This window comes from Actinacidiphila glaucinigra (assembly GCF_900188405.1).
Lineage (GTDB): Bacteria > Actinomycetota > Actinomycetes > Streptomycetales > Streptomycetaceae > Actinacidiphila > Actinacidiphila glaucinigra.
The window spans coordinates 1-24,812 of the sequence record NZ_FZOF01000004.1 but is presented as its reverse complement, the minus strand read 5'-3'; the positions used below and the strand labels follow the sequence as shown (position 1 = coordinate 24,812).

Below are 24,812 nucleotides of genomic sequence, written 5' to 3'. Positions count from 1 at the left end.
CAGCCCTTCCCGCCCCGGCCGCCGTCACGGCGGCCGGGGCCGCCGACCCCTCTTGTGGTGATCCCCGTGACCCAGCCCGCCCTGTCCGCCCATGACCTCGTCCGCACCTTCGGCAGCCGACGCGTGCTCGACGGCTTCTCCCTCACCGCTGCCCCCGGACACCGCATCGGTCTCATCGGCGAGAACGGCGCCGGCAAGTCGACCCTCCTGGAACTGCTCGCAGGAGCGGCCGAGCCCGATGCCGGAACCGTGGTCCGCCCTCCCGACCTGGGCTTCCTGCGCCAGGAACTGCCCTTCCCCGGCAGCGCGACGGTCGGCGACGTCCTCGACGACGCCCTGCGCGAGGCGCGCCGTCTCCTGGCCGAGCTCGACCGCCTCGCCGCCGCCCTCGCCGGGACCCCGCAGGACGCGCCCGCCCAGGCCGGGCTGCTCGACGCGTACGCGGGAGCCCTCGACGCCGCACAGGCCCAGGAGGCCTGGGACGCCGACCGCCGCGCCGACATCGTGCTGGCCGGCCTCGGCCTCGGGGACGTCCCGCGCGACCGCGCGCTGTCGCGGTTGTCGGGCGGCCGGCGCGGCCGGCTGGCGCTCGCCGCGCTCCTGGTGCGACGCCCCACCGCTCTGCTGCTCGACGAGCCCACCAACCACCTGGACGACGCCGCCGCGGCCTTCGTGGAGGAGCAACTGCGCGGCCTGCCGGGGGCCGTGGTGGTCGCGAGCCACGACCGGGCCTTCCTCGACGCCGTCTGCACCGATGTGATCGACCTCGACCCGGCGGCGGACGGCCCGACCCGCCACGGCGGCAACTACAGCGCCTACCTGAAGGAGAAGCACGCCGAACGGGCCCGCTGGCAGCGGCGCTTCGACGCAGAACAGGAGGAACTCGCCGAACTGCGGCGCTCGGTGGACGTCACCGCCCACCGGGTGGCACACGACCGGCCCAAGCGCGACAACGAGAAGATGGGGTACGGCCACTCCGGCGGACGCGTGCAGCAGCAGATCTCCCGGCGCGTGCGCAGCGCCGCCCGCAGGCTCGGGGAACTGGAACGCGAACAGGTCGCCCGGCCGCCGGAGCCGCTGAGGCTGCGCGCCGCCGCACTGGCCGCCCGGTCCGCCGAGGGTGTCCTGCTGGCGCTGCGCGACGTCCACGTGCCCGGAAGGCTCACCCTGGACCGCCTCGACGTGCCGACGGCCGACCGGCTGCTGGTCACCGGAGTGAACGGGGCGGGGAAGTCGACCCTCCTGTCCGTGCTCGCCGGGCACCTGGCGGCCGGTGGCAGCGTACGCCGCAGGGAGGGCCTGACCGTCGGGCTGCTCACCCAGGACACGGTCTTCGAGCGGCCGCACCGCACCGCGCGGGAGACCTACACCGCGTCCCTCGGCGCCGAGCGCGCGGAGGCGGTCCCGCTGGCCGACCTCGGGCTGCTCGGCACCCCGGAGCTGGACCGGCCGGTCGGGGGGCTGTCCGTCGGGCAGCGGCGCCGGCTGGCCCTGGCCCTCCTGGTGGCCGACCCGCCCGAGCTGCTGCTGCTCGACGAGCCCACCAACCACCTCTCGCCGCGGCTCGCGGACGAACTGGAGGAGGCGCTCGGCCCGGGACCGGGCGCGATCGTCGTCGCCAGCCACGACCGGCGGCTCCGCTCCCGGTGGAGCGGCCGTGAGCTGCGGCTGGAGGCCTCGTGAGCCCGCCGGGGCGCCCGCCGCGGGTGCGCGCGGCGAGGTGTAACCTTCAAACGACCGATGAAGGGTTACCCGGGATTGGGGGCGCCGAGCATGACGGCCGACACCGCGGACGACGACTTCCTGCTGGAACTGCTCAACACGACCCCGGTCGCCGACGGGACCCAGGTGGACGAACTGGCCGACCCCGACGCCGGCCGCCGCTGGCTGCGCGCCCACGGCGGAACAGGGACGACGCAGGAGCTGCGCCACCTCCTGGCGGCGCGTGACACACTGCAGCGCGTCACGCGCGGGGACGGGGCGCCCGCCGACCTGCAGAAGCTGCTCACCGGGGTCGCCCGGGTGCCGCGGGTGACCGCGCACGGCATCGACTGGGTGGTGGAGGCCCCCGCCGAGCGCATGCCGGCCGTCCGGGCCGTCACGGTCTGGGGCGCGCTGCAGGAGGGCAGGCCCGGACGCCTGCGGCCCTGCGCCAACGACGAGTGCCGGCTGTTCCTGCTCGACCGCAGCAAGGCCAACACCGCCCGCTGGTGCTCCATGGCGGCCTGCGGCAACCGCATGAAGGCCCGGCGCCACCACCGGCGCGCCCGCGCCACGGCCGCCGACTGACGTACGACGGCGGCCCGGGGCCGCAGGGGCCCCGGGCCGCCGAGGGCCGCCACGCCGCCCGAGCCCGTCACCAGGGCGGCGCGACGGGGTCCGTCAGCCCTTCGTACGGGCGGGCAGCCGCCAGTTCGGCCGCGGGAAGTGGCAGGTGTACCCCTCCGGGTAGCGCTCCAGGTAGTCCTGGTGCTCCGGCTCGGCCTCCCAGAAGGGCCCGACGGGCTCGACCTCGGTCACGACCTTGCCGGGCCACAGGTCCGAGGCGTCGACGTCGGCGATGGTGTCCTCCGCGACGCGCTTCTGCTCGTCGTCCACGTAGTAGATCGCCGAGCGGTAGCTCACCCCGATGTCGTTGCCCTGGCGGTTCCGCGTCGACGGGTCGTGGATCTGGAAGAAGAACTCCAGCAGCGCCCGGTAGTCCGTCTTCTCGGGGTCGAAGAGGATCTCGATCGCCTCGGCGTGGGTGCCGTGGTTGCGGTAGGTGGCGTTGGGCACGTCGCCGCCCGTGTAGCCGACGCGGGTCCCCACGACGCCGGGCTGCTTGCGGATCAGGTCCTGCATGCCCCAGAAGCAGCCGCCCGCGAGTACGGCCCTCTTTGTCTGTCCTGCCATGTCAATCCTCCGAATCGGTCCTGTCACCATTGTCGAACAACCCGAGGTAGGCCCCGTAACCTTCCCGCTCCAGGTCATCGGCGTGGATGAAGCGCAGCGAGGCGGAATTGATGCAGTACCGCAGGCCACCGGTCTGCCGGGGGCCGTCGGGGAAGACGTGCCCCAGGTGGCTGTCGCCCGCCGCCGAGCGCACCTCGGTGGCCAGCAGGCCGTAGCCCGGGTCCGGCCGCTCCACGACGGTGGTCCGGTCCAGCGGCCGGGTGAAGCTCGGCCAGCCGCTGTGGCTGTCGTACTTGTCGACCGAGGCGAACAGCGGCTCTCCCGAGACCACGTCCACGTAGATCCCGGGCTCCTTGTTGTCCAGGTAGGCGCCCGTGAAGGGGCGCTCGGTGCCGTTCTCCTGTGTCACGCGGTACTGCTCCGGTGACAGTCGCGAGACGGCCTCCGGGTTCCTGCGGTAGCCGGTCACGGTCCCTCCTTGCTCGCGGCTCTCTCTTTTCCGTACGCCCATTGGTGGCGCGGAACGACCGGGTCTTACCTCCCGAGGGCGGCCGGTTTCCGAGGGGGCGCGGCGGGCGCCGCCGTGGAGGTGGGGGCGGGCGGCCGCGTCTAGGATCGCTGCATGGGTTCCGCAGAGAACGAGGGCCGGGCGGGCGACGGGGGCCGGGGCGGCCGGTCCATGGACGCGGAGTCCGCGCGGTGGGTGCGGGCGCTGTCGGCGGACGGCGAGGCGTACGAGGAGGCGACCGGCCGGCTGCACGCGCTGCTGCTGCGCATCGCGTACGCGGAGCTGAACCGGCGCGGGTCGCGGCACGGCATCACCGGACCGGAGCTGGACGACCTCGCCCACCAGGCCGCGGCCGACGCCCTGCTGTCGATCACCCGGAAGATCGGCGACTTCCGCGGCGACAGCCGCTTCACGACCTGGGCGTACAAGTTCGTCATGCACGAGGTGTCCAGCAAGCTCGGCCGGCACTTCTGGCGGACGGCCGGTGTGCAGCTCGACCCCGAGGCGTGGGAGCGGCTCCCCGACCGGCTCGGCGCCGATCCCGTGCGGCAGAGCGAGGCCAGGGAGCTCGTCGCCGCCCTGCGCGAGGCCGTGGACGAGGAGCTCACCGAGCGCCAGCGCCGGGTGTTCACCGCGCTCGCCGTGAACGGCGTGGACGCCGACACGCTCGCGGCGGAGCTCGGCACGAACCGCAACGCGCTCTACAAGACGATGTTCGACGCACGGCGTAAGCTCCGTGCCCGGCTCGCCGCCAATGGACATCTGCCCCTGACGACAGCGAGGCGTTCATGAACGAATGGCAGGGCCTTGACGACCTCCTGCGCAGCGATCCCCTGGACCCCGGCTGCGACGCGGCGCTCGACCTGATGGACGTCTACCTGGAGCTGTTCCTGGCGGACGCGGCACCGGAGCGGCGCTACCCCGGTGTCGCGGCGCACCTGCGCGGCTGCCCGGCCTGCGAGGAGGACTTCCGGGGACTGCTGGCGGCGGTGACCGGCGCCTGACCGCGGTCAGGTGGTGAGCGGCGGGTTGAGCCGGTAGGGGAGGACGGCGTCCGCTCGCACCGGGACCCGCCCGGTGGCCACGTGCCGCGGGGTGAAGCGGACCCGGCGGCCCGTGCCGCCGTCGTCGCCCGGGGCCCCGGGCGCGGTCCAGTCGACGGCCGCGGTGCCGGACAGCTGCAGCGTCGTCCCCGTGACGAAGTCGACGAAGAGCAGAGCCGCGGCGGGGTCGCTCGCCAGGTTGCCGAGGCTGTTGAACATGTTGTTGCCGGGATAGTCCGGCCACCACAGGCCGCCGTCGTCCGTCACCCGGACGAAGCCCGGCGGGCCGCCCCGGTGGGAGACGTCCGCGCCGCGTTCGGGGTGGGCGGTGCCGAGGAAGAAGGTGTCGGCCCGGCCCACCACGGCCGCCTGCGCCGCGTCGAGCCGGTCGGCGGGCCGGGCTCCGGCCGCGGGGGTGTCCTCGCCGCCCGGGCCGTCCGCCGGTGCGGGGGCGAGCAGGCGCTGCTGGATGTACTGGGGGCAGTTCCCGTACGCCTGGTCGACGGCGAGCTCAAAGCCGGCGTCGTCGGCCGCGGCGAGGGTGCCGTTGAGGCGCAGCCGGCGGCGGCTCGCGAGGTCGATCACGATCAGGGCCGCGGCCCCGCCGGAGGGCAGCCCGGCGAGCGGGTCGCCCGCTCGCGGACGGGTCCCGACCCGTAGGGCGTCACCCCGGGTGGAGAGGAAGCCGGGGGCGCCCGTGAGCGGGGAGGCCCACAGGCGTCCGTCCTCGTCGCGTGCGCCGAGCACGGCCAGGTCGCGGTCGGCGAGGAAGAGGGACACTCCGCGGCCCAGGTGCGGCGGGTCGAGCATGCCGCGCAGTCGGGCGGCCTCCCGAGCGACGCCGGCACGTCGCTGGACGGCGAGTTCTCCCTCGTGGAAGCCGGTGTGGCGGGTCATGGCCCTCGCAATCTTCGTACGGCGGCGGGTGATGCGGGATGCGGGCTGCGGGCTGCGGGCTGCGGGAGCTCAGCGGGGCGGCGCCGTCCGGTCGAGGAAGCCCAGGATCAGCTCCGCGACGGGCTCGACATGGGTCTCCAGGAGGAAGTGGCCGCCGTCGAGGAGGTGCACCTCCGACCGCTGCGCGTCCTCGGCGAAGGCCCGGGCGCCGTCGGGCCCGAAGATGGGGTCGTGCTCGCCCCAGACCGCGAGCACGGGCACGGCGTGCGTGCGCAGGTACTCGTGCAGGCGCGGGTAGAGCGGGATGTTCGTGGCGTAGTCACGAAAGAGCGTGAGCTGCACGAGGTCGTTGCCGGGCCGGGAGACCAGCTGGAAGTCGTGGTGCCAGGTGTCGGGGGAGACGCTGGTCTCGTCCGCCACTCCCGTGACGTACTGCCACTTGATGCCCTCGAGGCTCAGCGCTACGCGGACGCCCGCCTCGGTCTCGGGGGTCTGCTCGCGCTGGTAGGCGCGGACGTCGTCCCAGAACTCCTTGATGAGCCCTGCCTCGTAGCCGTTGCCGTTCTGGGTGACGATCGCGGTGACGGCTCCGGGGTCGCCCAGCGCGAGGCGCCAGCCGATCGGCGCTCCGTAGTCCTGGACGTAGAGCGCGTACCGCGTGACGCCGAGTTGGTCGAGCAGGCCCTTGGTGAGGCCGGCGAGGGCGTCGAAGGAGTACGCGAACGCGTCGGCGGCGGGGGCGTCGGAGAAGCCGAAGCCGAGGTGGTCGGGCGCGAGGACGCGGTAATGGCCGGCGAGCCTCGGGATCAGCTCGCGGAACATGAAGGAGCTGCTCGGGAAGCCGTGGAGGAGCACGATGACGGGGGCGTCGGCCGGGCCCGCCTCCCGGTAGAAGAGCCGGTGCCCCTGGACCTCGGCGTAGCGGTGGTGCACGGTGGCCATGTCTAACCCCTTCGATTCGCTTCGGTGGTTACATGCAAACAGGATCGAGGTAACCTGTCAAGCGAGTGATTGGGGTTAGCGCGGGGTGGGTGGGGTGCCCGTCCGGTGCGGGGCGGGAAGCGACGGCGCTCCCCTGGTGTTGTGCATGGTCACAGGGGACTTCGGGTGCCCGCCGGACGTACGGCCGGCGGAGCCCGCGACAGGGACGGAAGACGCAGATGACTGGTACGGCCACGGCACAGCGCGCGAAGGGCAACGAGGAAACCCGGATCGTCACCCCCCGGCTCGTCCTGAGGCCGTGGCGTACCGACGACGCCGAGGCGGCGCTGGCCGTCTACGGCACCGACGACGTGACGCGCTGGCTGGCCCCGGCGATGACCCGGCAGCCCGACGCCGCGTCCATGCGGGAACTGCTGCGCGCCTGGCAGGAGGGCGGCGCCGCCCTGGAACGGCCGGCCGGACGCTGGGCGGTCGAACTGCGCGAGAGCGGCGAACTCGTCGGCGGAGCCGCCGTCCTGCCGCTCCCGCCGTACGGCGTCGACCTCGAGATCGGCTGGCAGCTCGCCCAGCCGTTCTGGGGCAGGGGCCTGGCCGCCGAGGCCGGACGCGCGCTGGCGGGATACGCCTTCGCGGCGGGCGTGGACGAACTCTTCGCCGTGGTCCGCCCGCGGAACGACCGCGGAGCGGCCACCGCCCGCAGCGTCGGCATGGAATGGGTCGGTGAGACCGAGAAGTACTACGACCTGAGGCTGCAGGTGTACCGGCTGCGCAAGGGGGAGTTCGAGGCCTCCACCGCGCCGGGGCCCGTGGCCTGACGCGGAACTCGCGCGGCGGGGCGCAAAAAGCCGGGTGCCGGACCGTACGGAGCACGGTCCGGCACCCTTGTGTCATGCACGGCGCGTCACCGCGCCGCCGTCAGCGACCTGGGTCAGTGACGTGCCGCGGCGCGGCGCTTGCGGTTCGCGAAGAGCAGACCGCCGCCGGCGAGCAGCGCGACGGCCGCACCACCCGCGAGCAGCGGGGTGGAGCTGGAGGCACCGGTCTCGGCGAGGTCGCCGGCCGGGGACTCGTCGGTGAAGGGGGTCGAGGGCGCGGCGGAGGGGGCCGTGCTGGCCTCCTCGCTGGGCGTCTCGCTGGGCTCCGGAGACTCGGTGGTCTTCGTCTCCGTCGGGGTGGGCGTGGGGGTGGGCGTGGTCTCGTCCGAGCCCTCGCACACCGGGGCGACCTTGTCGTCTTCCTTCGAGAAGTTCTTGCCGTCCCCGGCCACCACGCTGAGGTGAAGCTTCACCTCGGCGGTGTGCGCCGGCAGGTCGATCGTCTTCTCGAACGAGGCACCGAAGGTCGTCTTCGGCAGCAGGTCCTTGCCGTCCGCCGTGATCGTGACGGTGTTCTCGACGTTCCGGTTGTACGCCGTCAGGTGGACTTCCACCTTGGAGCAGTCCGCGCTCCAGTTGGGCGTGTGGGCGGACGCCGGGGTGGCGCACAGGCCGAGACCGATGATGCCGGTCGCGGCCGCTGCTATCAGGGTGCCGGGTCGGGACCAGGCACGGCGGGGGGATGCGGTCACAAGTTCTCCAGGCTGTCGCTAAATCCGATGCCAATGGCAGGCGCAATCTACTCCCCCTCTTCACACCGCTCACTGCCGCCCCACAGCTAACGTGGAAACACGGGGGAAAGAGCCGGATTCGCCTGATGTGCGCGGCCGTTGTCCGAGCTCCGCGCCAGACTGCCGCCATGTCCGCGAACGACGCCACCGCCGCACTGCCCGAACCCGCCGCCCTGTTGGCGTCGACCGACTGGGCCGCACTCACCCACGCGTACGGGCCCGCCGACGGCACCCCGGACGATCTGCTCGGCCTCCTCCACGACGACCCGGAGGTGCAGGCGGAGTCGCTCGGCCGGCTGGAGATGTCCGTCCTGCACCAAGGGTCGTTGTACTCCGCCACCGCGCCGGCCGCGCTGTTCGTCGCGGGCATCCTGAACGACGCCCGCACACTCGCGGTTCACGAGAGATTCTCCCCCTGGGACGACCGGGTCCGGCCGCTGCGCGCCGCGCTCCTGGAATGGCTGGGCGAACTCGCCGAATCCGCGGCGTACGAGGACGACGGGGAGGACCAGGAGGACGACGGCGAGGAGTGGGCCGAGGAGATCGCGGCGATCGAGGCGTGCCGTGCCGTTCGTCCGCAACTGTTCGACGCGGTCGCGCCCTGGCTGGACGACGCGGACGGCATCGTCAGGGAGGCGGCCCTCGGCGCCGTGACGCATCTGCTCCGGGCACCCGAACTCGCCGACCGCATACCGGCCGCGGCCGAACGACTGGAGCGGATCGCCAGGGGCGACGGCGACCGCCGCGAACGGGCCGGCGCCCTCCTGTCGCTGGGCTCCTGGGGCCGTGACACCGGCGGGCTCCTGACGGACGCCGACCCGGCGGTGCGCGCCTGCGCCGCCCTGGGTACCACCGCCCCCGGCGCCGTGCGGGCCCTGCTCGACGCGCTCGCCGACCCCGCGGCCGCCGACGCGTGGTTCGACGAGCCGCTGCCCCACTTCGACGGCTGGTTCCGCTTCACCCTGCTCCGCGGACTGCTCGACCGGGCCCGGCACTTCGACGAGGTCCTCCCGGCCGCCCTGGCGCTCGTCCCGATGTGCGGCCAGTACACCGTCGACAGCGATTGGGGCCCGCTCCTCGCCTCCGCCTTCCCCGAGCCGTACGCGCCCGGCCGTCCCCTGACGGCCGCCCAGCAGGCGTACCTGCGGGCCCTGGCCGACCGGGACGCCTGCTGGGGCGACATCGCCAACCGCGTCTCCTGGCTGCGGTCCGCCGGACTGCCCACGCAGCGGGACCCGCTGCGCGCCCTCCTCGCCGCCGGGGCGGCGACGCCGTCATCCTGATGCCCGCCTGACGGCGCGCCGCCTCAGCCCGCGTCGAGGGGCAGCGACGCCACGAACTCCGCCAGACCGGCCGCCCGCGGCGGCGCCTCGCGGGGGAGGAAGCGACGGTAGTGGTCGGCGACCAGGCGGCGCAGAGCCGCCTCGTCCGGTGCGGCGCCCGTGAGTTCGAGGGTGACCCGGTGGGGTTCGCCCGTCATGCGCAGGGGGCGGGCCCGCGCGTCGAATCCGCGGGTGTACTCGCCCGGCTCCTCCCAGTAGGCCTCCGCGTGGGCCGCGTTCGCGAGGACGTACATGTAGAGGTCGTCGTCGAAGAGGATCACGGGGCCGGTCGGTGCGGTCATCCGGGCAGTATGGCGGAGCCCGCCGCGCTCCCGCCGTGCCGGGTGACGCGGGAGCGCGTCAGTCGGCCGCCGCGGGCTGCCAGGGGACTCCGGGGACGACGAGGGGGCTGCCGGTGACGGGGTCGGGGACGATGACGGACGTGAGGCCGAAGACCTCATGGACGAGTTCGGCCGTGACGATGTCGCGGGGCGGGCCCTCGGCGACGATGCGGCCGGCCTTCATGGCGATGAGATGGTCGGCGTAGCGGGCGGCCTGGTTGAGGTCGTGGAGCACCGCGACGACCGTGCGCCCGCGCCCATGGTTGAGGCGGCGGACCAGGTCCAGCACCTCGACCTGGTGGGCGATGTCGAGGTAGGTGGTCGGCTCGTCCAGCAGGAGCAGATCGGTCTCCTGCGCCAGGGCCATGGCGATCCACACCCGCTGGCGCTGCCCGCCGGACAGCTCGTCGACCGGCCGGTCCGCGAGGTCGGCGGTGCCCGTGTGCTCCAATGCCTCGGCGACGGCGCGTTCGTCGGCCTCGGACCACTGCTGCCACCACTTCTGGTGGGGCTGGCGCCCGCGCGCCACGAGGTCGGCGACGGTGATGCCGTCCGGCGGCGTGGGGCTCTGCGGCAGTACGCCGACCGTGCGGGCGATCTGCCGGCCGGGGATGCGGGCGAGTTCTGTGCCGTCCAGCAGGACCGTGCCGGAGCGGGGCTTGAGCAGCCGGCCCAGCGCGCGCAGCAGCGTGGACTTGCCGCAGGCGTTGGGGCCGACGATGACGGTGACGCGGCCGTCCGGGATCTCCAGGTCCAGGCCGTCGACGACGGTGCGGTCCTCGTACGCCAGGGTCAGTGCCCGGGCGGTGAGTCGGCTGGTACGGCTCATGGGGTGGTGCCTCCGGAACGGCTGCGGGTGCGGGCGATCAGCCACATCAGGTACGGGGCGCCCACCGCTGCGGTGAGGACGCCGACGGGGAGTTCGACGGGGGAGAACAGGCGCCGGGCCAGCAGGTCGGCGACGACGACCACGAGCGCGCCCGTCAGCGCCGAGGACAGCAGCGGGATGTGCGCCGTGCGGGTCAGCCGCCGGGCGATCTGCGGGGCGAGGAGGGCGACGAAGTCGACCGGTCCGGTGGCTCCCGTCGCCACGGAGGCCAGGACGATGCCGAGCGCGGTCAGGCCGAGCCGCACCCGGTCCAGCCGGATGCCGAGGGCCACGGCGGTGTCGTCGTCGAAGGAGGCCCCGCGCTGGGCCCTGGCCGCCCACAGCGCCGCGGGGACCGCCAGCAGGAGCACCGTCGCCAGGGGAGCGGCCTGGTCGTAGCCGCGGCTGTTGAGCGAGCCCGTCAGCCAGACCTTGGCCTGCTGGGCGACGATGAAGTCACCCTTGGTGAGGAAGAGTTGGGTCAGCGAGCCCAGGGCGACCGAGACGCCGATCCCGACGAGGACGAAGCGTGAGGCGTGCAGTCCGCGGCGCCAGGCGAACACGTAGACCAGCAGCGCCGCCGCGAGTCCGCCCGCGATCGACACATAGGGGAGCGCGGTGTACGAGACGAGGCCGAAGCTCATCGCGGCGACCGTCGCGGCGCCCGCGCCGTGGGTGACGCCGATGACGTCGGGGCTGGCCAGCGGGTTGCGTGCGACGGTCTGCACCAGCGCCCCGGCGACGCCGAAGGCGAGCCCGGCGAGCAGGCCCACGACCAGCCGCGGCAGTCGCAGCGTGCCGACGACGAGTTGGTCGGGGCTGGGCCGGCCGAGGAGGACGTTGACGACCTCCACCGGGGAGACGAAGGACTCGCCGACGCAGAGGTAGACCACGACGGCCGCGGCCAGCAGCACGGCGAGCACGACGGCGACGAGCACGGCCCTGCGGTGGACGAGGAGGCTGCCGCGCCCGCGGCGCAGGACGGCGTGCCCCGCCGGGCGCACCCGTCGGCCGGCGGCGGCCGGCGAGGAGTCCCGCGCCACGGTGTTCGCGGGGTTCGTGTTCTCGGGACTCGTGGGGGTCGTGCGGCTCATGCGGCGACCACCGTCCGGCGCCGTACCAGCGCGATGAGGAAGGGCACGCCGAGCAGGGCGGTCATGACGGCCACCGGCACCTCCGAGGGCGGGAAGACGATACGGCCGAGCACATCGGAGGCGAGGATCATCACCGGTCCCAGGAGGGCGGCCACCGGGAGCACCCAGCGGTGCGCCGCACCGACCAGGGCCCGGGCGATGTGCGGAACGGCCAGGCCGGTGAAGGCGATCGGGCCCACGGCCGCGACGGCGGCGCCGGTCAGCACGGTCGCCCCCACCGCGCCCAGGACGCGCAGCAGCGCCACGTTGTGGCCGAGGCCCTTGGCCGCGTCGTCGCCGAGCGCGAGCGCGTCCAGGCCCCGGGCCAGCACCGCGGCCAGGAGCAGTCCGGCGGCCACGAACGGCCAGATCTGGCCGATGACGTCGCTGCCGCGGCCGCTGATCGAGCCGACCTGCCAGAACCGGAACTCGTCCAGGGCGTGGGCGTCGGTGGTGACGATCCCGGAGACCACGGAGGCGAGGAAGGCGTTCATCGCTGCGCCCGCGAGCGCCAGTTTCACGGGGGAGGCCCCGCGGTAACCGCCCGCGGCGACGGCGTAGACGGCGACGGAGGCGACCGCCGCGCCCACGAAGGCGAACCAGACGTAACCGGTGAGGGTGTGCACGCCGAGGAACGCGATCGCGCACACCACCCCGACGGACGCGCCCTGGCTGACGCCCAGGATGCCGGGTTCGGCGATGGGGTTGCGGGTGATGCCCTGCATCACGGTCCCGGCCACGGCGAGGGCGGCGCCGGCCAGCACGCCGATGACGGTGCGCGGTACGCGCAGCGCCCGCACCACCTGGGCGTCGTCGGTGGTGCCGCCGTGCAGCAGGGCCTGGACCACCTCGCCGGGGGCGATCTGACGGCTGCCGACGGCCAGGCTCAGCAGGACGGCGATCAGCAGCATCACCGCGCACCCCACCAGCCAGGCGATACGGCGACGGGTCGGTCGCGCCATGCGCCGAGCTCACTCTCTCTTTCCGGTTCGAGTGTCGTACGGGCGCCGGGCACCGGCGGGCACGACGGCCCGCCGGCGCCCGGCGCACGGCTCTGGAGCAGCCTGGAGGCTCAGGCCGTGAGGTGCTTCTCCAGGTCGTCGAGGACCGCGTCGGCCGCGGTGACCCCGAGCCCGAGGTACCAGGTCTCGTCCGGGACGTCGAAGGCGTGGCCGTCCTTGACCGCCTTCAGGTTCTTCCACAGCGGGTTGCCCTGGGCCTTGGACTTCTCGGTGGCCTTGGGGTCGCCGTAGACGCCGGTGAAGATGTAGTCGGCGTCGGCCTGGTCGATGTTCTCGGCGCTGATCTCGGCGGCCAGGTCCTCGATGTCCTGGTTCTTCGGCCGCGGGATGCCGACGTCCTTGAGGATGGTGCCGATGAAGGAGTCGTTCGCGTAGAGGCGGATCTTGCCCTCGGGCATGTAACGCACCATCGACACGACCGGCTTGTCGGCGCCCAGCTTCGTGCCGAGGTCCGACGCCTTCTTCGCGTAGGCGTCCAGGTTCGCCTTGGCCTGCGCGGTCTTGTCCAGCGCGGCGGCGTTGAGGAGGTAGTTCTCCTTCCACGTGAAGCCGGGGCGGATGGAGAAGACGGTCGGCGCGATCTGCGAGAGCTCGTCGTAGGAGTCGGCGGCGCGCAGCTGGCTGCCCAGGATCAGGTCCGGCTTGAGCGCGGCGATCGCCTCGAGGTTGAGGCTGTTGATGGTGCCGATGTTCGCGGGCTTGCCCGCCTTCCCGTCGAGGTAGGACGGGAGCTCCGGTGAACCCTCGGTGGGCGCGAGGCCGACCGGCTTGATGCCGAGCGAGACGACGTTGTCGAGCTCACCCACGTCCAGGACGACGACGCGCTTCGGCTGCGCCTTGAGGACGGTGCTGCCCATGGCGTGCGTGATGGTCCGCGGCCACTCGCCCGGCTTGGCGGTGGTGCCCATCGCGGCGGTCTTCTCCGCGGCGTCCCCGAAGTCCTCGCCGCCCTGCGCGACGGACTTGGAGTCCTTGGACCCGGCGGTCGCCGAGGCGGCTGCGCTGCCCTCCTTCCCGTTGCTGCTGGACCCACCGCAGGCCGCGAGGGACAGCGCGGCGGCGATGGCGACAGCGACGGCGGCTGAGCCGCGGCGCCGAACAGACATGTGGAGCTCCTGTACGTGGTTCACCTTTGAAGTATTAGGCGAGCCTAACCTTATGCGCTGTCTGTGGGTCTCCCGCAAGCGGGGGGTCCCGGGCGCCCCCGTCACCCTCGTTTGAACTGCGCGGGGCCCCGGTCCATGACGATCGTTCCGTCCGTGTGCAGGACGGGACGGCTCTCGGACCACCGCCGGCCGTAGCGCTCGACGTGCTGGATGCCCACTCCTCCCGGATCCGTGAAATCGATGAAGGCGATGGCGACCCAGTAGGCGAAGCTGTTCTCCTCGTACAGGGGAACGGTCACCGTCGAACCGCGGCCGTCGGTCACCACCGCGCGGGCGCCGTAACTCCGGAAACTGCCGAAGCCGTTGGACACGGCGCTGTAGGCGCAGATCAGCGCGTATCCCTGCGCGGAGGCGCGCCGGACGCGGATGGTCTCGGTGCCGGGTTCGCGGGAGTCGCCGTCGAGTTGGATGAACGGCGCCTCGTCCAGGGCCCCGAGGTTCTTCCAGAACACCGCGTGCCCGGCGTCGACACGCCTGGCGAGTTCGGCGCCGTGTGCCTTCCTCGCCTCCCGGGCGGCGTGGTTCAGCATCCCGCCGGGGGGACGCTCCAGGACGTGACCCGGTGGCAGGTCGGCCCCGTGGACGGCCTCGGCGGCCGGGACGAAGAGCGCGTAGAGGTCCAGGTCGGCCCCCTGGCTCCGGCGTGCGTCGCTGCCGCCGTCCCATTCGAGGGACGCCACGATGGTCGGTTCCGGGTCCTTCTTCTCCAGGGGGATGGTCGCCCTTGATCCCTTGTCCAGGCTGACCCGGCCGATGGGCCGCTTGCCGAGGTCCATGACCCTCCCTGTCGGACGGTTCGGCGGGAGCCGGCTTTTGGCCCGCTCTTGACCGGAGTCGGATAGTTACATCAGATTGATCAACCTACTGTTACTGAATATGGATGCCAAGGCACTCGAAGCCGGTGAGCCGACCGAGGTCGGGGCCGCGTTGCGGCTGAGCGTGGGGCGGATCGCGCGGCGCTTGCGGCAGGCGCACGCCGTCGGCGACGTCACGCTGTCGGAGGTGTCGGTGATCGCCCGGCTGGACCGGGACGGCCCGGATTCGCCGGGGTCGCTGGCCGAGCTGGAGCGGGTGCGCCCGCAGGCGATGGCGACGACGCTGGCCGGACTTGAGGAACGCGGGCTGGTGAGCCGCAGGCCGGACGCACACGACAGGCGGCGCGTCGTGATGACGGTGACGGAGGCGGGGCGGAAGGTGCTCGCGGACCGGCGGTCGGAGTCGGTGCAGCGGCTGGCCGCCGTGCTGGGAGGGCAGTTCACCGCCGAGGAACGGCGGCAGCTCGTCGACGCGCTGCCCCTGCTGGACCGGCTGGCGGAGAAGCTGTGACCACCGCGCGGGTGGACGACGGCGGCCGCTACAAGTGGGTGGCGCTGTCGAACACGACGCTCGGCGTGCTGATCGCGACCATCGACGCCTCGATCGTGATCATCTCCCTGCCGGCCATCTTCCGCGGCATCGGCCTCGACCCGCTCGCCCCCGGCAACATCGGCTACCTGCTCTGGATGATCCTCGGCTACCTGCTGGTCTCCGCCGTGCTGGTGGTCGTGCTTGGCCGGCTCGGCGACATGTTCGGCCGGGTCCGGATGTACAACATGGGCTTCGCGATCTTCGCCGGCGCGTCGCTCGCGCTCTCCCTCGACCCGCTCAGGGGCGGGGGCGGCGCCCTGTGGCTGATCGGCTTCCGGATCGTGCAGGCCGTCGGCGGGTCGATGCTGACCGCGAACTCCGCGGCCATCCTCACCGACGCCTTCCCCGCCCGGCAGCGCGGCATGGCGCTGGGCATCAACCAGATCACCGCGCTCGCGGGCCAGTTCCTCGGGCTGATCGCGGGCGGCCTGCTGGCGACCATCGACTGGCGCGCCGTGTTCTGGGTGAGCGTGCCCATCGGCATCGTCGGCACCGTCTGGTCGTACCGCAGCCTGCGGGAGACCGGCACGCGCAAGCCCGGGCGCGTCGACTGGATCGGCAACCTCACCTTCACCGCGGGGGCCGGGGGACTGCTCGCCGCCATCACGTACGGCATCCAGCCCTACGGCGGCCACCCCACGGGCTGGACCAACCCGTGGGTGCTGGGCGGCCTGGCGGCGGGCGTGCTGCTGCTCGTGGTGTTCTGCTTCGCGGAGACCCGGGTCGCGGAACCGATGTTCCAGCTCGCGCTGTTCCGCGTCAGGGCGTTCGCCGCCGGCAACCTGGCCGTGCTGCTCACCGCGATCGCCCGCGGCGGCCTGCAGTTCACCCTCATCATCTGGCTGCAGGGCATCTGGCTGCCGCTGCGCGGCTACGACTTCGAGCAGACGCCCCTGTGGGCCGGCATCTTCATGCTGCCGCTTACCGTCGGCTTCCTGCTGGCCGGGCCGGTGTCAGGGCACCTGTCGGACCGCTTCGGCGCGCGGCTGTTCTCCACCACAGGACTCGTCCTGGTGGCGGCCTCGTTCGTCGGCCTGCTCGCCCTCCCCGTCGACTTCCCGTACCCCGCCTTCGCGGCGCTGCTGCTGGTGAGCGGCATCGGGCAGGGCATGTTCTCGGCCCCGAACACCTCGGCGATCATGGGCAGCGTCGCGCCCGAACACCGCGGCGTCGCCTCGGGCATGCGGTCCACCTTCCAGAACTCCGGGACCGCGCTCTCCATCGGCCTGTGCTTCTCGCTGATGATCGCCGGGCTGGCCGGCTCGCTGCCGCGGACGCTGGAGAGCGGCCTGCGGGCGAACGGCGTGCCCGCCGGCACCGCCGAGCAGGTCGCCGGACTGCCGCCGGTCAGCACCCTGTTCGCCACCTTCCTCGGCGACAACCCCATCGGCCACCTGCTCGGGCCCAGCGGGGTGCTGGCCACCCTGCCCGAGCACCAGGTGCACGTCCTGACCGGAACCGCCTTCTTCCCCACGCTCGTCTCCGGTCCCTTCCACCACGGACTCGTCACCGTCTTCGGCGCGGCCGCCGTCATGGCCCTGATCGCCGCGCTCGCCTCCGCGCTGCGCGGCCGCCGCGACACCCCCGCGGCGCGCCGGCCCGGCGGCGGGGACGACCCGAACGAACCCAACGGCACGAACGAAGGACAGCAAGAATGGCGCACAGCGCACTCCTCGTGATGGACGTCCAGCGGGCCATCACGGACCGCTTCACCGTGGACGCCGGCTACCTGTCCCGGGTGCGCGACGCCATCGACGCCGCGCGCGCCGCGGACATCCCCGTCGTCCACGTCGTCATCGGGTTCCGCGCCGGGCACCCGGAGGTCAGCCCGCGCAACAAGACCTTCGGCGCGCTCGCCCGCGGCGGCGGCTTCGCCGCGGGCGACCCGGGCGCGCAGATCCACCCCGACGTGGCGCCCGCGCCCGGCGACGTCGTCGTCACCAAGAAGCGTGTCAGCGCCTTCGCCGGCAGCGACCTCGACATGGTCCTGCGGGCGCGCGGCGTCGACAGCCTCGTCCTGACCGGCATCGCCACCTCAGGGGTGGTCCTGTCCACGCTGCGCCAGGCGGCCGACCTGGACTTCGGCCTGACCGTACTGGCGGACGGGTGCCTGGACTCCGACCCCGAGGTGCACCGCGTGCTCACCGGGAAGGTCTTCCCGCGGCAGGCGGACGTCGTCACCGTGAAGGAATGGGTCACGTCGATCGCGCACTGACCCCCGCGGACGGCTCCCCGTCCCGGCCGAGGGCGCGGGCCAGCCGCTCCTGCTCGGCGGCGGTCAGGCCGAGGCCCGGCGACGGCCACGAGACGGGCCGTCCGGCGGCCTCCCCGGAACGGGAACCGCCGCCGCTGAGCGGCGAGCGCCACGTCGGCTCGTGCCAGATCCCGTCCTGCGTCCCGCCGATGAGGCACCGGGCCGCGAGTGCGGCGGTCTCCCCCGGGGCGCCGACCGCCGTGAGCGCGGAGGCGATCCGCGGAACGGCCTCCGCCGCATGCCGTGGGCCGTCGGTGAGCAGGGGCAGCAGGAGCAGCAGCCGGGCGGCGGGGTCGGACAGGCCCTCGTCCGGGCCGTGACCCGGCCCGGCATCCGGCACGGAGGCGGCGACGTGCAGCAGCTGGCGCCAGCGCAGACCGGGGCCGCAGCGGTCGCCGTCGTACGAGAGCAGGGTCTCCGCACGCGTCCAGCCGGGGTGGGTCAGCAGGAAGTCCAGCCCGGGGTCGCCGTCGAGGTTCCGGAAGACCGCCGCGGCACAGTGGCCGCCCCCGAACGGTACCCGCAGGACCGGCCAGGCCCGCCCGTCGTACAGCACCTCCGCCAGGGCGTCGGTGTCGGCCCCGTCGTCCCCGAACCACTCCGGTTCGGGACGCGCTCCGTCCGGCCCGGCCTGGCACCACCCCAGGAGGTGGTTCGCCCAGAAGCCGGGCCGGTCCGTCAGCGTCTCACCGGCCGTCAGCGGTCCGTGGTCGTAGCCTTTGATCAGCACGCCGCACAGGATGCCAGGCGCCGCCGGTCAGTCCAGCGGCACGGTGCTGCCCGACGCCGCGGTCGCGGCGACGCGGCCGCGCAGGTCGAGCCGGAGGCGCAGGAAGTCGACGCCACCCGGGCCCGGGCGGCGACCGCCCTGCGGGACCCAGCCGTGGCGGGTGTAGAAGGCGAGGGCTCGGCTGTTGCGCTCCCAGGCGTCCAGCAGCCCCGTCTCCAGGGAGGACTCCTGCAGGAAGCTCACGAACTCGGCGTGCAGCAGCCCCCCGACGCCGCGGCCCCAGCGGTCCGGACGCACATGGATCCGGTGCAGCTCACCGCACGAGGGCGCGGCCTCCGCGCCCTCCTTGGGCGGCCCCATGGCCACCACACCGACCACCTCGGTGTCCTCGACGGCGCACAGCACCGTCGTCGCGCTCGACTGGATCGCGTGCGCCCAGGTCGCACGGCGGCGCGCCCACCCGTCGGGACTGTCGATCTCTGAGCCGGGCAGGCCGCCCGCCTGGTAGTAAGCGGCACGTGCCTGCGTGTGCACGTCCACGATGGCCGCCAGGTCGCCGAACCGCGCCGGGCGCATCAGGGTTGGAGAAGTCGTCACCTCCTGTCAGACGTGCGCGATGTGGGACGGGTTCCCGGCGCGCGGGACCGCCGTGGCGGCCACCCGGAAGGCGACCGCCACGGCGGCGCGAGCGGCTACGGCTGCGCGGTGACCGCGGGCACGTTGTACCCGTCGACCCGCAGCTTCGGCCGCTTCGACGGCAGCGCCCCGGCCGGCCAGGACAGCGTCACCGTGCGGCTCTCACCGGGCAGCAGCCACAGGTAGTTGTCGCTGTACAGCGTCGGCAGCACCCGGTCGCCGGAGCGGGAGTCCAGCAGGGAGAGCCGGACCAGGGCGGCGACCGAGGATCCCCGGTTGCTCACCCGCGCGGTCAGCCCGTGGCGGTCGCCCGACAGGTCGGTGTCCGTGACGTCGGCGGAGACCCGGGTCCGTGCCGCCTTGTTGAGCGCCTGCATGTGCTCGGGCTTGCGGTAGCGCCAGTAGACGTTCTCCGACAGCACCTCGCCCTGCCGGTCCGCCAGCCGCAGCCGCAGCAGGTGGAAGTCCGGCAGGTCGTCCGTCCAGGCCACGGTGAACGCGTCGGCCTTCTCGGACGCCGCCACGTCCACCGTGCCGCGCCGCTCCGCGGACAGCGGACGGCCGGACAGGTCGAGCAGGCGGGCGGTGACCGTCACGCCCTTCAGGGCCCGGGGCGTGTGGTTGACCGCCACGACCTTCCCGCTCACCGGGTCGGCCTGCACGTGGACGGGCTCGGAGGCCTTGCGGACGCCGTAGTAGGCGCCGTTGACGTCGAAGTCGTAGTCGTACGTCTGCCACACCGTGCTGTACCACGCGGGGTGCGACATCCACAGCATCAGGCCGGAGGCGTCCTCCCACAGCCGGCCGTTCCAGGCCTCGAACATGGCGCGGAAGTTCTCGTAGTTGACGAACTGCGCCTTGCGGGCGAAGTCGTCGAGGTCCTCCGCGGTACCGAGCCGGCCCTCGATGGCCGCGCGGTAGTTCTGCGGGGCCTGGTTGCCGCGGGTGCTCCAGTCGTGGTGGTACCAGACACCGCCGACCGGCCACTCGGGCTCGTCGCCGGCCATGCGCCGCATCGTCTCGGCCGTCGAGACGACGGGCATGCCGATCTCGGTGTGGAACCCGAAGCCGCCGCCGCCGTAGGTGGACGCGGAGTAGTACCGCTCGGGCTCGACCCAGCCGTAGGGGCCGCCGCCGGAGACGATGCCGCCGGCCGAGTTGTTCTGGTAGAGCAGGGCGGGGGCCTCCGCGCGGACCGCGGAGCGCATCCCGTCGTCCACCGGTCCCGGGGGGTTGCCCTCGTTGGCGCCGCACCACACCACGACGCTGGGGTGGATGCGGTAGCGCCGCACGGTGTCCCGCGCCAGGTCGAGGAAGGCCTGGCGGTTGGGCGGGTCCATCGCCCAGGCGTTGGGGAAGTCGTTCCACACCAGGAGGCCGTGCTCGTCGCAACTGGCGTAGAACTCCTCGCGGTTGCTGCTGCCGACCCAGTTGCGGATCATCGTGAAGTTCATGTCGCGGTGCATGCGCACGGCCGCGTCCATGCGCTCCGCGGGCATGCGGCGCAGCAGCTCGTCCCAGCCCCAGTTGCCGCCGCGGGCGAAGACGCGGACGCCGTTGACGCTGATCTTGAGCGGCACGGTGGAGTTGTCGACGGACTTCACGTCGGTCCACTCGTCGCCGTCGTCGGAGACCTGGACGGTGTACGTCCTGGCGTACGCCTGCTCCCAGGTGATGACGACCCGGTCGAACCGCACCGCGGAGCCCAGGTCGACCTGGATCCACTGCTCGTCCTCGTACTTCGAGGACCAGCGGGTGCCCGGCTTGCCGTCCACCGCGTTGCCCGGCCCGCTGCCGTCGCCCTCGAAGGACGAGGCGGTGGCCTCCTTGCGCAGCGCCAGGTCGGTGCCGGGCGTGCCGCTGTCGACCACCGACAGGCCCCACATCGACGAGCCCCAGCTGGTGGCGCGCGTGTGGCAGAGGATGCGCAGGTAGCGGGCCGTGGTCGCGGCGAACTCCACGTCCTGCAGGCTCGCCGAGCCCGAGGTCTGGAAGGGCAGCGGGACGGCGGAGTTGTCGACGGACGCGGCGTCGGTCCACTCGTCGCCGTCGTCGGAGACCTGGACGGTGTACGTCTCGGCGTACGCCTGCTCCCAGGTGACGACGACGCGGTCGAAGGCGACCGCGGAGCCGAGGTCGACCTGGACCCACTGGTCGTCCTCGAACTTCGACGACCAGCGCGTGCCCGGGTCCCCGTCCGTGACGTTGCCGGGCCGGTTGGACGGGTCGTCGGTGGAGGAGGCGGTGGCGTCCTTGTGCAGGGCGAGGTCGAGATCGGGCACGGTGCTGTCGGCGACCGACAGGGCCCACATCGACGAGCCCCAGTCGGTGGCCCGGGTGCGGCACAGGACGCGCACGTAGCGGGCGGTCCGCCGGGTGAACGTCACCGTCTGCGCGTAGGCGTTGGAGCCCGACTGGAAGGTGAGCGGGACGTCGTACTCGTAGCCGAACTGGCGCAGGCCGAAGCGCGTGGTGCGCCGGTCGCTCTCCTGACCGGCCACGGAGGCGGTGAGGGTGAGGCGGTGCAGCTCCGGCTCGCCGTAGCCGTTGGGCCACCACAGCTTCGGGTTCCGCAGACGCAGCTTCGGGTCCGAGGCCGGGGTGAAGACGACGTCGGTGCCGCCGCCCCCGGGCACGGTGACCGTCCGCTGCACGCGTACGCCGTCGAACGCGGCGGTGACGGTGACGGAACGGGCGTCCGAGGCGGCGTTGCGGACCGGGACGACGACGGTCACCTCGGCCGTGCCGGTGCCGGGCAGGTCCGGCAGGACGGTGTCGACGCGGGGGTCGCCGAGGACGGCGTCGCCGGTGGAGCGCAGCCGTACGTGGTTCCAGATGCCGGCGGCCCGGTCGCGTACGGCGGGCATCCAGTCCCAGCCGGAGGAGGCCAGGTAGGTCGGCGAGTTGCGGTTCATCATGTTCGCGCCGGCGTCGACGAAGGCGAGCCCGGCGGAGCCCTTGTCGCCGGGGCTGCCCGGGAACGGCATGGGGCTGATCTTCACCGCGAGGGCCTGCGGGCCGTCGGCGGCCAGCAGCGCGGTCACGTCGTAGGCGGCGCGGGCGAAGGGGAAGGTGAGGGTGCCGGCCTGCTTGCCGTTGAGCCAGATGTCGGCCTCGTGGTTGACCCCGTCGAACTCGAGCCAGACGCGGCGTCCGGCGCCGGTGCGCAGGCCCTTGGGCAGGCGGAACTCGCGCCGGTACCACCAGGAGTGGCGGGAGAGGGCCTCGGGGATGTGCAGGTTGGCGAAGCCGGCGACGGGGTCGGGCAGGTGCCCCTCCGCCACGAGCGAGGACAGCACGGTCCCGGGCACGACGGCGGGCAGCCAGGCGCTGGTGTCCACGGACGGCGCGGACAGTTCCGAGGCGGTGCCGCCCGCCCAGTCGTCCATGGTCAGGTCCCAGCCGGACTCCAGCGGCACGGTGCCGTCCTCGGCGACCTCCAGGGCCGGGGGCGTGCGGTGGTGGGTGCCCCAGTCGGTCCAGCCGGTGGCGTCGGGGCGGTGGCCGCGCGGGGTGCCGTACACCTGGAAGCCGTTGAGGCCGAGCGGGTTGGCGTTGGAGCGCTTGGTGACGGTCATCCGCACCCAGCGGGCGGTGACGGGCTTGGGCAGGGCGATGTCCACGACCCCGCCCTTGCCGTCGTCGGTGCGGTGCGCGACGCTCCACGACGTGCCGTCGCGCGAGGTCTCGATCACGAAGGCGACCGCGCAACTCGACAGGATCTCCTGGCCGGTGGTGTTGTCGCGGGGATTGCCGCCGGTCCCGGGGGTGTACGGCGGGTCGTCGGCCGTCGCCTCGAAGGTCAGGCGCACCGACTCGACCTCGCACAGGGCCTGGAGGTCGACGGATATCCACTGGGGGTCACCGGCGGCGGCCCGCCATCCGGAGCCCCGCACGCCGACCCGGTCGAGGCCGTCGACGGCGAACTCGCCCGGTGTGGGGGCGTAGTCGGTGGAGGACACGGTGACCGGGCGGTACGCGGCGAGTTCGCCCCGGGCGCCGGTGGGGTCGGAGGGCCGCGTCCCGGCGGAGGCGGCGGCGGGGAAGGCCATGCCGAGCCCGAACCCCGCGAGGAGGGTGGAGCCGGTGGAGAGTACGGCGCGTCGGGAGGGCAAGGAGGACATATCCGGCATGAACAGCGGCTCCGTTCAGGGATGTTCAATGACGAGACGGCCTGGCATCATGGCGATGACAACGTTGCCATCGCGATGACAACGTTGCCGAACATGCACCCGCCGGGAAGAGCCTGTCAAGGTTTTGGGCGCAGCGCGTTCCGGGATTCTCGTAAATTAGGAATACATATTGACATGCGTCCGACTTCGCGTCAGAGTCGTTGGTCCGCCGGCGCCGGGAGCCGTTCCCGAACCCGTCCGGGGTGAGCGGCGTGGCCCGTCGAGGGGGCGTCAAGGATGACCCCATGACCGCGAAGAGAAGGATCGTGCTGCTGGGCGGCGGGTTCTCCGGAATGCCCGGTACGCCCGGCTCACCGCTCGACACGTATCTGCTGCGCACCACCGGACGGCCCCGCCCGAAGGTCTGCTTCGTTCCCACGGCGAGCGGTGACGCGCGGGCGTACGTCGAGGAGTTCCACGCGGCGTTCGCGGCGCGCGACTGCGAACCCACCGACCTGCCGCTCTTCAGCCGCGACCACCGGGACCTGCGTTCCTTCGTCCTCTCCCAGGACGTCGTCTACGTCGGCGGCGGCAGCACCGCGGCCATGCTCGCCGTGTGGCGGGTGCACGGCCTCGACGCGGTCCTCCGCGAGGCCTACGAAGCCGGGGTGCTTCTCTGCGGCATCAGCGCCGGGGCCAACTGCTGGTTCGGGGCCTGCCTCACCGACTCCTTCGGTCCTGTCACGCCCCTGCGCGACGGCCTCGGCCTGCTCCCGGGCGGCTTCTGCCCGCACTACGACAGCGAGCCCGCCCGCGGGCCTGCGTTCCGTGCCGCCGTGGCCGCGGGGGAACTGCCCGCGGGCTGGGGCCTGGACGACGGCGCGGCGGCCCTGTTCACCGACGGTGCGCTCACGGAGGTGGTCGCGGAACGACCGGGCCCGACCCTGCACCGCGTGGAGCCCGGGAGCGGCGGCGCGGCCTGTGAGACGGCGCTGCCCGCACGCCTGCTGCAGTGAGGCCGGCGCGGCGCGGGGGCGCAGCGCCGATCGCGCCGGAGCTACGAACTCGGCGTGCCCTCGGCGTTGTCGTCGGGGCGGACGGCGATGTGGTCGGGTTCGAGTTCGAGCATGACGCGGTTGCGGATGTCGAGGGCGTGGGTGTAGTCGCGGGGGAGTTGGAGGCGGCCGGAGCGGTCGACGGTGGCGTATTCGCTGGCGTGGACGGTGGTGCGGCCTTCGTCGTCGACGCTGGTGCGGCGGACGACTTCGGAGGCGGTGCGGCCGTCGCGGATGGCGACGGTGCGGTCGACGGCGGTGGCGACGGCCTGGTCGTGGGTGACGACGACGATGGTGGTGCCGAGTTGTGCGTTGGCGGTGCGGAACGCGGCGAAGACCTGTTCGCCGGTGGCGGAGTCCAGTTGCCCGGTGGGTTCGTCGGCCAGGACGAGGGAGGGGTGGTTGGCCAGGGCGACGGCGATGGCGGTGCGTTGCTGTTCGCCGCCGGACATCTGCTGGGGGCGGCGGTCGGCGCAGTAGCCGACGCCCATCATCTCCAGGAGTTCGGTGGCGCGGTCGGTGCGTGCCTTGCGGCCCTTGACGCGGCCGGAAAGGCGCATGGGCAGGACGACGTTCTGGAGGGCGGTGAGGTAGGGCAGCAGGTTGCGTGAGGTCTGCTGCCAGACGAAGCCGACGACTTCGCGTTGGTAGCGCAGGCGTGCGCCGGCGTCGAGGGCGAGCAGGTCGAACCCGGCCACCGAGGCGGCGCCGGCGGTGGGGGTGTCGAGGCCGGCGAGGATGTTCAGCAGGGTGGATTTTCCGCTGCCGGACGCGCCGACCAGGGCCATCAGTTCGCCCTGCTGGACCAGCAGGTCCAGCCCTTGGAGGGCCTGGACCTCCACGCCCTGGGCGGTGAAGATCCGCACCAGGCGGTC

General features: G+C 73.1%; 25 protein-coding genes. 10 read left to right on the top strand and 15 right to left on the bottom strand.

Features of this window, described 5'->3' with window-relative positions; genetic code table 11:
* Positions 1-66 precede the first annotated feature (66 nt).
* Together CHF15_RS09105 and CHF15_RS09100 are read left to right on the top strand one after the other, a co-directional pair.
* Positions 67-1,683 carry an ABC-F family ATP-binding cassette domain-containing protein gene (locus CHF15_RS09105; RefSeq protein WP_089223545.1) on the top strand — a complete coding sequence of 539 codons (1,617 nt, stop codon included), beginning with the start codon at positions 67-69 and terminating at the stop codon, positions 1,681-1,683.
* Between the two features lie 90 nt (positions 1,684-1,773).
* Entirely contained in the window at positions 1,774-2,289 is a 516-nt protein-coding gene (locus CHF15_RS09100; RefSeq protein ID WP_245938744.1) for a CGNR zinc finger domain-containing protein, read from the top strand.
* 93 nt (positions 2,290-2,382) lie between these two features.
* Here CHF15_RS09100 and msrA read toward each other — a convergent pair whose 3' ends face one another.
* Positions 2,383-2,895, bottom strand: a complete 513-nt coding sequence (msrA, locus tag CHF15_RS09095; protein WP_089223163.1) for a peptide-methionine (S)-S-oxide reductase MsrA — start codon at positions 2,893-2,895, stop codon at positions 2,383-2,385.
* Between the two features lies 1 nt (position 2,896).
* Entirely contained in the window at positions 2,897-3,364 is a 468-nt protein-coding gene (gene msrB, locus CHF15_RS09090; protein ID WP_089223162.1) for a peptide-methionine (R)-S-oxide reductase MsrB, read from the bottom strand.
* A 153-nt stretch (positions 3,365-3,517) separates the two neighbouring features.
* Between msrB and CHF15_RS09085 the strand changes: the two genes are divergently transcribed.
* Complete coding sequence (locus CHF15_RS09085; protein ID WP_089223161.1) at positions 3,518-4,195, top strand: RNA polymerase sigma factor; 678 nt, start codon at positions 3,518-3,520, stop codon at positions 4,193-4,195.
* Entirely contained in the window at positions 4,192-4,407 is a 216-nt protein-coding gene (locus tag CHF15_RS09080) for a hypothetical protein (RefSeq protein WP_089223160.1), read from the top strand. Before CHF15_RS09085 ends, CHF15_RS09080 begins: the two co-directional genes overlap by 4 nt.
* Positions 4,408-4,413: 6 nt before the next feature.
* Here CHF15_RS09080 and CHF15_RS09075 read toward each other — a convergent pair whose 3' ends face one another.
* The gene (locus CHF15_RS09075) at positions 4,414-5,343 is read right to left on the bottom strand and encodes a pyridoxamine 5'-phosphate oxidase family protein (RefSeq protein ID WP_089223159.1); all 930 of its coding nucleotides are present in this window, start codon (positions 5,341-5,343) and stop codon (positions 4,414-4,416) included.
* 69 nt (positions 5,344-5,412) lie between these two features.
* Positions 5,413-6,285, bottom strand: coding sequence for an alpha/beta fold hydrolase (locus CHF15_RS09070; protein ID WP_089223158.1), 873 nt, complete (start codon positions 6,283-6,285; stop codon positions 5,413-5,415).
* A gap of 218 nt (positions 6,286-6,503) precedes the next feature.
* On the opposite strand from CHF15_RS09070, the gene CHF15_RS09065 reads away from it, so the two are divergent.
* Entirely contained in the window at positions 6,504-7,100 is a 597-nt protein-coding gene (locus CHF15_RS09065; protein WP_089223157.1) for a GNAT family N-acetyltransferase, read from the top strand.
* Positions 7,101-7,213: 113 nt separating this feature from the next.
* On the opposite strand, the gene CHF15_RS09060 is transcribed toward CHF15_RS09065, so the two are convergent.
* Complete coding sequence (locus tag CHF15_RS09060; protein ID WP_179279710.1) at positions 7,214-7,852, bottom strand: LAETG motif-containing sortase-dependent surface protein; 639 nt, start codon at positions 7,850-7,852, stop codon at positions 7,214-7,216.
* A 167-nt stretch (positions 7,853-8,019) separates the two neighbouring features.
* On the opposite strand from CHF15_RS09060, the gene CHF15_RS09055 reads away from it, so the two are divergent.
* Complete coding sequence (locus CHF15_RS09055) at positions 8,020-9,174, top strand: HEAT repeat domain-containing protein (RefSeq protein WP_245938743.1); 1,155 nt, start codon at positions 8,020-8,022, stop codon at positions 9,172-9,174.
* 23 nt (positions 9,175-9,197) lie between these two features.
* On the opposite strand, the gene CHF15_RS09050 is transcribed toward CHF15_RS09055, so the two are convergent.
* The 6 genes from CHF15_RS09050 to CHF15_RS09025 all read right to left on the bottom strand — a co-directional run bounded on the left by CHF15_RS09050 (position 9,198) and on the right by CHF15_RS09025 (position 14,519).
* Positions 9,198-9,515: a hypothetical protein gene (locus CHF15_RS09050; protein ID WP_089223155.1), complete on the bottom strand. Its 318-nt coding sequence runs from the start codon at positions 9,513-9,515 to the stop codon at positions 9,198-9,200.
* 58 nt (positions 9,516-9,573) lie between these two features.
* A complete protein-coding gene (locus CHF15_RS09045) occupies positions 9,574-10,383 on the bottom strand; it encodes an ABC transporter ATP-binding protein (RefSeq protein ID WP_089223154.1) in 810 nt (269 codons plus the stop codon).
* Positions 10,380-11,516, bottom strand: a complete 1,137-nt coding sequence (locus tag CHF15_RS09040) for a FecCD family ABC transporter permease (RefSeq protein ID WP_245938742.1) — start codon at positions 11,514-11,516, stop codon at positions 10,380-10,382. Before CHF15_RS09040 ends, CHF15_RS09045 begins: the two co-directional genes overlap by 4 nt.
* Positions 11,513-12,517: a FecCD family ABC transporter permease gene (locus CHF15_RS09035; RefSeq protein WP_089223153.1), complete on the bottom strand. Its 1,005-nt coding sequence runs from the start codon at positions 12,515-12,517 to the stop codon at positions 11,513-11,515. The genes CHF15_RS09040 and CHF15_RS09035 overlap by 4 nt, the downstream gene beginning before the upstream one ends.
* Before the next feature lie 110 nt (positions 12,518-12,627).
* Positions 12,628-13,683 carry an ABC transporter substrate-binding protein gene (locus CHF15_RS09030; RefSeq protein ID WP_089223152.1) on the bottom strand — a complete coding sequence of 352 codons (1,056 nt, stop codon included), beginning with the start codon at positions 13,681-13,683 and terminating at the stop codon, positions 12,628-12,630.
* Between the two features lie 101 nt (positions 13,684-13,784).
* A complete protein-coding gene (locus tag CHF15_RS09025; protein WP_089223151.1) occupies positions 13,785-14,519 on the bottom strand; it encodes a hypothetical protein in 735 nt (244 codons plus the stop codon).
* A 100-nt stretch (positions 14,520-14,619) separates the two neighbouring features.
* Here CHF15_RS09025 and CHF15_RS09020 point away from each other — a divergent pair, with 100 nt between their 5' ends.
* The 3 genes from CHF15_RS09020 to CHF15_RS09010 are packed head-to-tail and all read left to right on the top strand — an operon-like array spanning position 14,620 to position 17,365.
* Positions 14,620-15,069 (top strand): MarR family winged helix-turn-helix transcriptional regulator, encoded by a 450-nt coding sequence (locus tag CHF15_RS09020; RefSeq protein WP_089223150.1) that lies wholly within the window; start codon positions 14,620-14,622, stop codon positions 15,067-15,069.
* On the top strand, positions 15,066-16,829 hold the full coding sequence (locus tag CHF15_RS09015) for an MFS transporter (protein ID WP_089223149.1): 1,764 nt from the start codon (positions 15,066-15,068) through the stop codon (positions 16,827-16,829). Before CHF15_RS09020 ends, CHF15_RS09015 begins: the two co-directional genes overlap by 4 nt.
* Positions 16,805-17,365, top strand: coding sequence for a cysteine hydrolase family protein (locus CHF15_RS09010; protein ID WP_089223148.1), 561 nt, complete (start codon positions 16,805-16,807; stop codon positions 17,363-17,365). The genes CHF15_RS09015 and CHF15_RS09010 overlap by 25 nt, the downstream gene beginning before the upstream one ends.
* Here the strand turns inward: CHF15_RS09010 and CHF15_RS09005 are convergent.
* The 3 genes from CHF15_RS09005 to CHF15_RS08995 form a co-directional block, all read right to left on the bottom strand.
* The gene (locus tag CHF15_RS09005; RefSeq protein WP_089223147.1) at positions 17,346-18,134 is read right to left on the bottom strand and encodes a hypothetical protein; all 789 of its coding nucleotides are present in this window, start codon (positions 18,132-18,134) and stop codon (positions 17,346-17,348) included. The genes CHF15_RS09010 and CHF15_RS09005 overlap by 20 nt on opposite strands.
* A gap of 27 nt (positions 18,135-18,161) precedes the next feature.
* Positions 18,162-18,731, bottom strand: coding sequence for a GNAT family N-acetyltransferase (locus CHF15_RS09000; protein WP_245938741.1), 570 nt, complete (start codon positions 18,729-18,731; stop codon positions 18,162-18,164).
* Between the two features lie 95 nt (positions 18,732-18,826).
* Complete coding sequence (locus tag CHF15_RS08995; RefSeq protein WP_089223145.1) at positions 18,827-22,894, bottom strand: discoidin domain-containing protein; 4,068 nt, start codon at positions 22,892-22,894, stop codon at positions 18,827-18,829.
* A gap of 293 nt (positions 22,895-23,187) precedes the next feature.
* Between CHF15_RS08995 and CHF15_RS08990 the strand changes: the two genes are divergently transcribed.
* Positions 23,188-23,898, top strand: a complete 711-nt coding sequence (locus CHF15_RS08990) for a Type 1 glutamine amidotransferase-like domain-containing protein (protein WP_089223144.1) — start codon at positions 23,188-23,190, stop codon at positions 23,896-23,898.
* A 41-nt stretch (positions 23,899-23,939) separates the two neighbouring features.
* On the opposite strand, the gene CHF15_RS08985 is transcribed toward CHF15_RS08990, so the two are convergent.
* On the bottom strand, positions 23,940-24,812 hold an 873-nt coding region (locus CHF15_RS08985), incomplete at its 5' end, for an ABC transporter ATP-binding protein (RefSeq protein ID WP_107418539.1).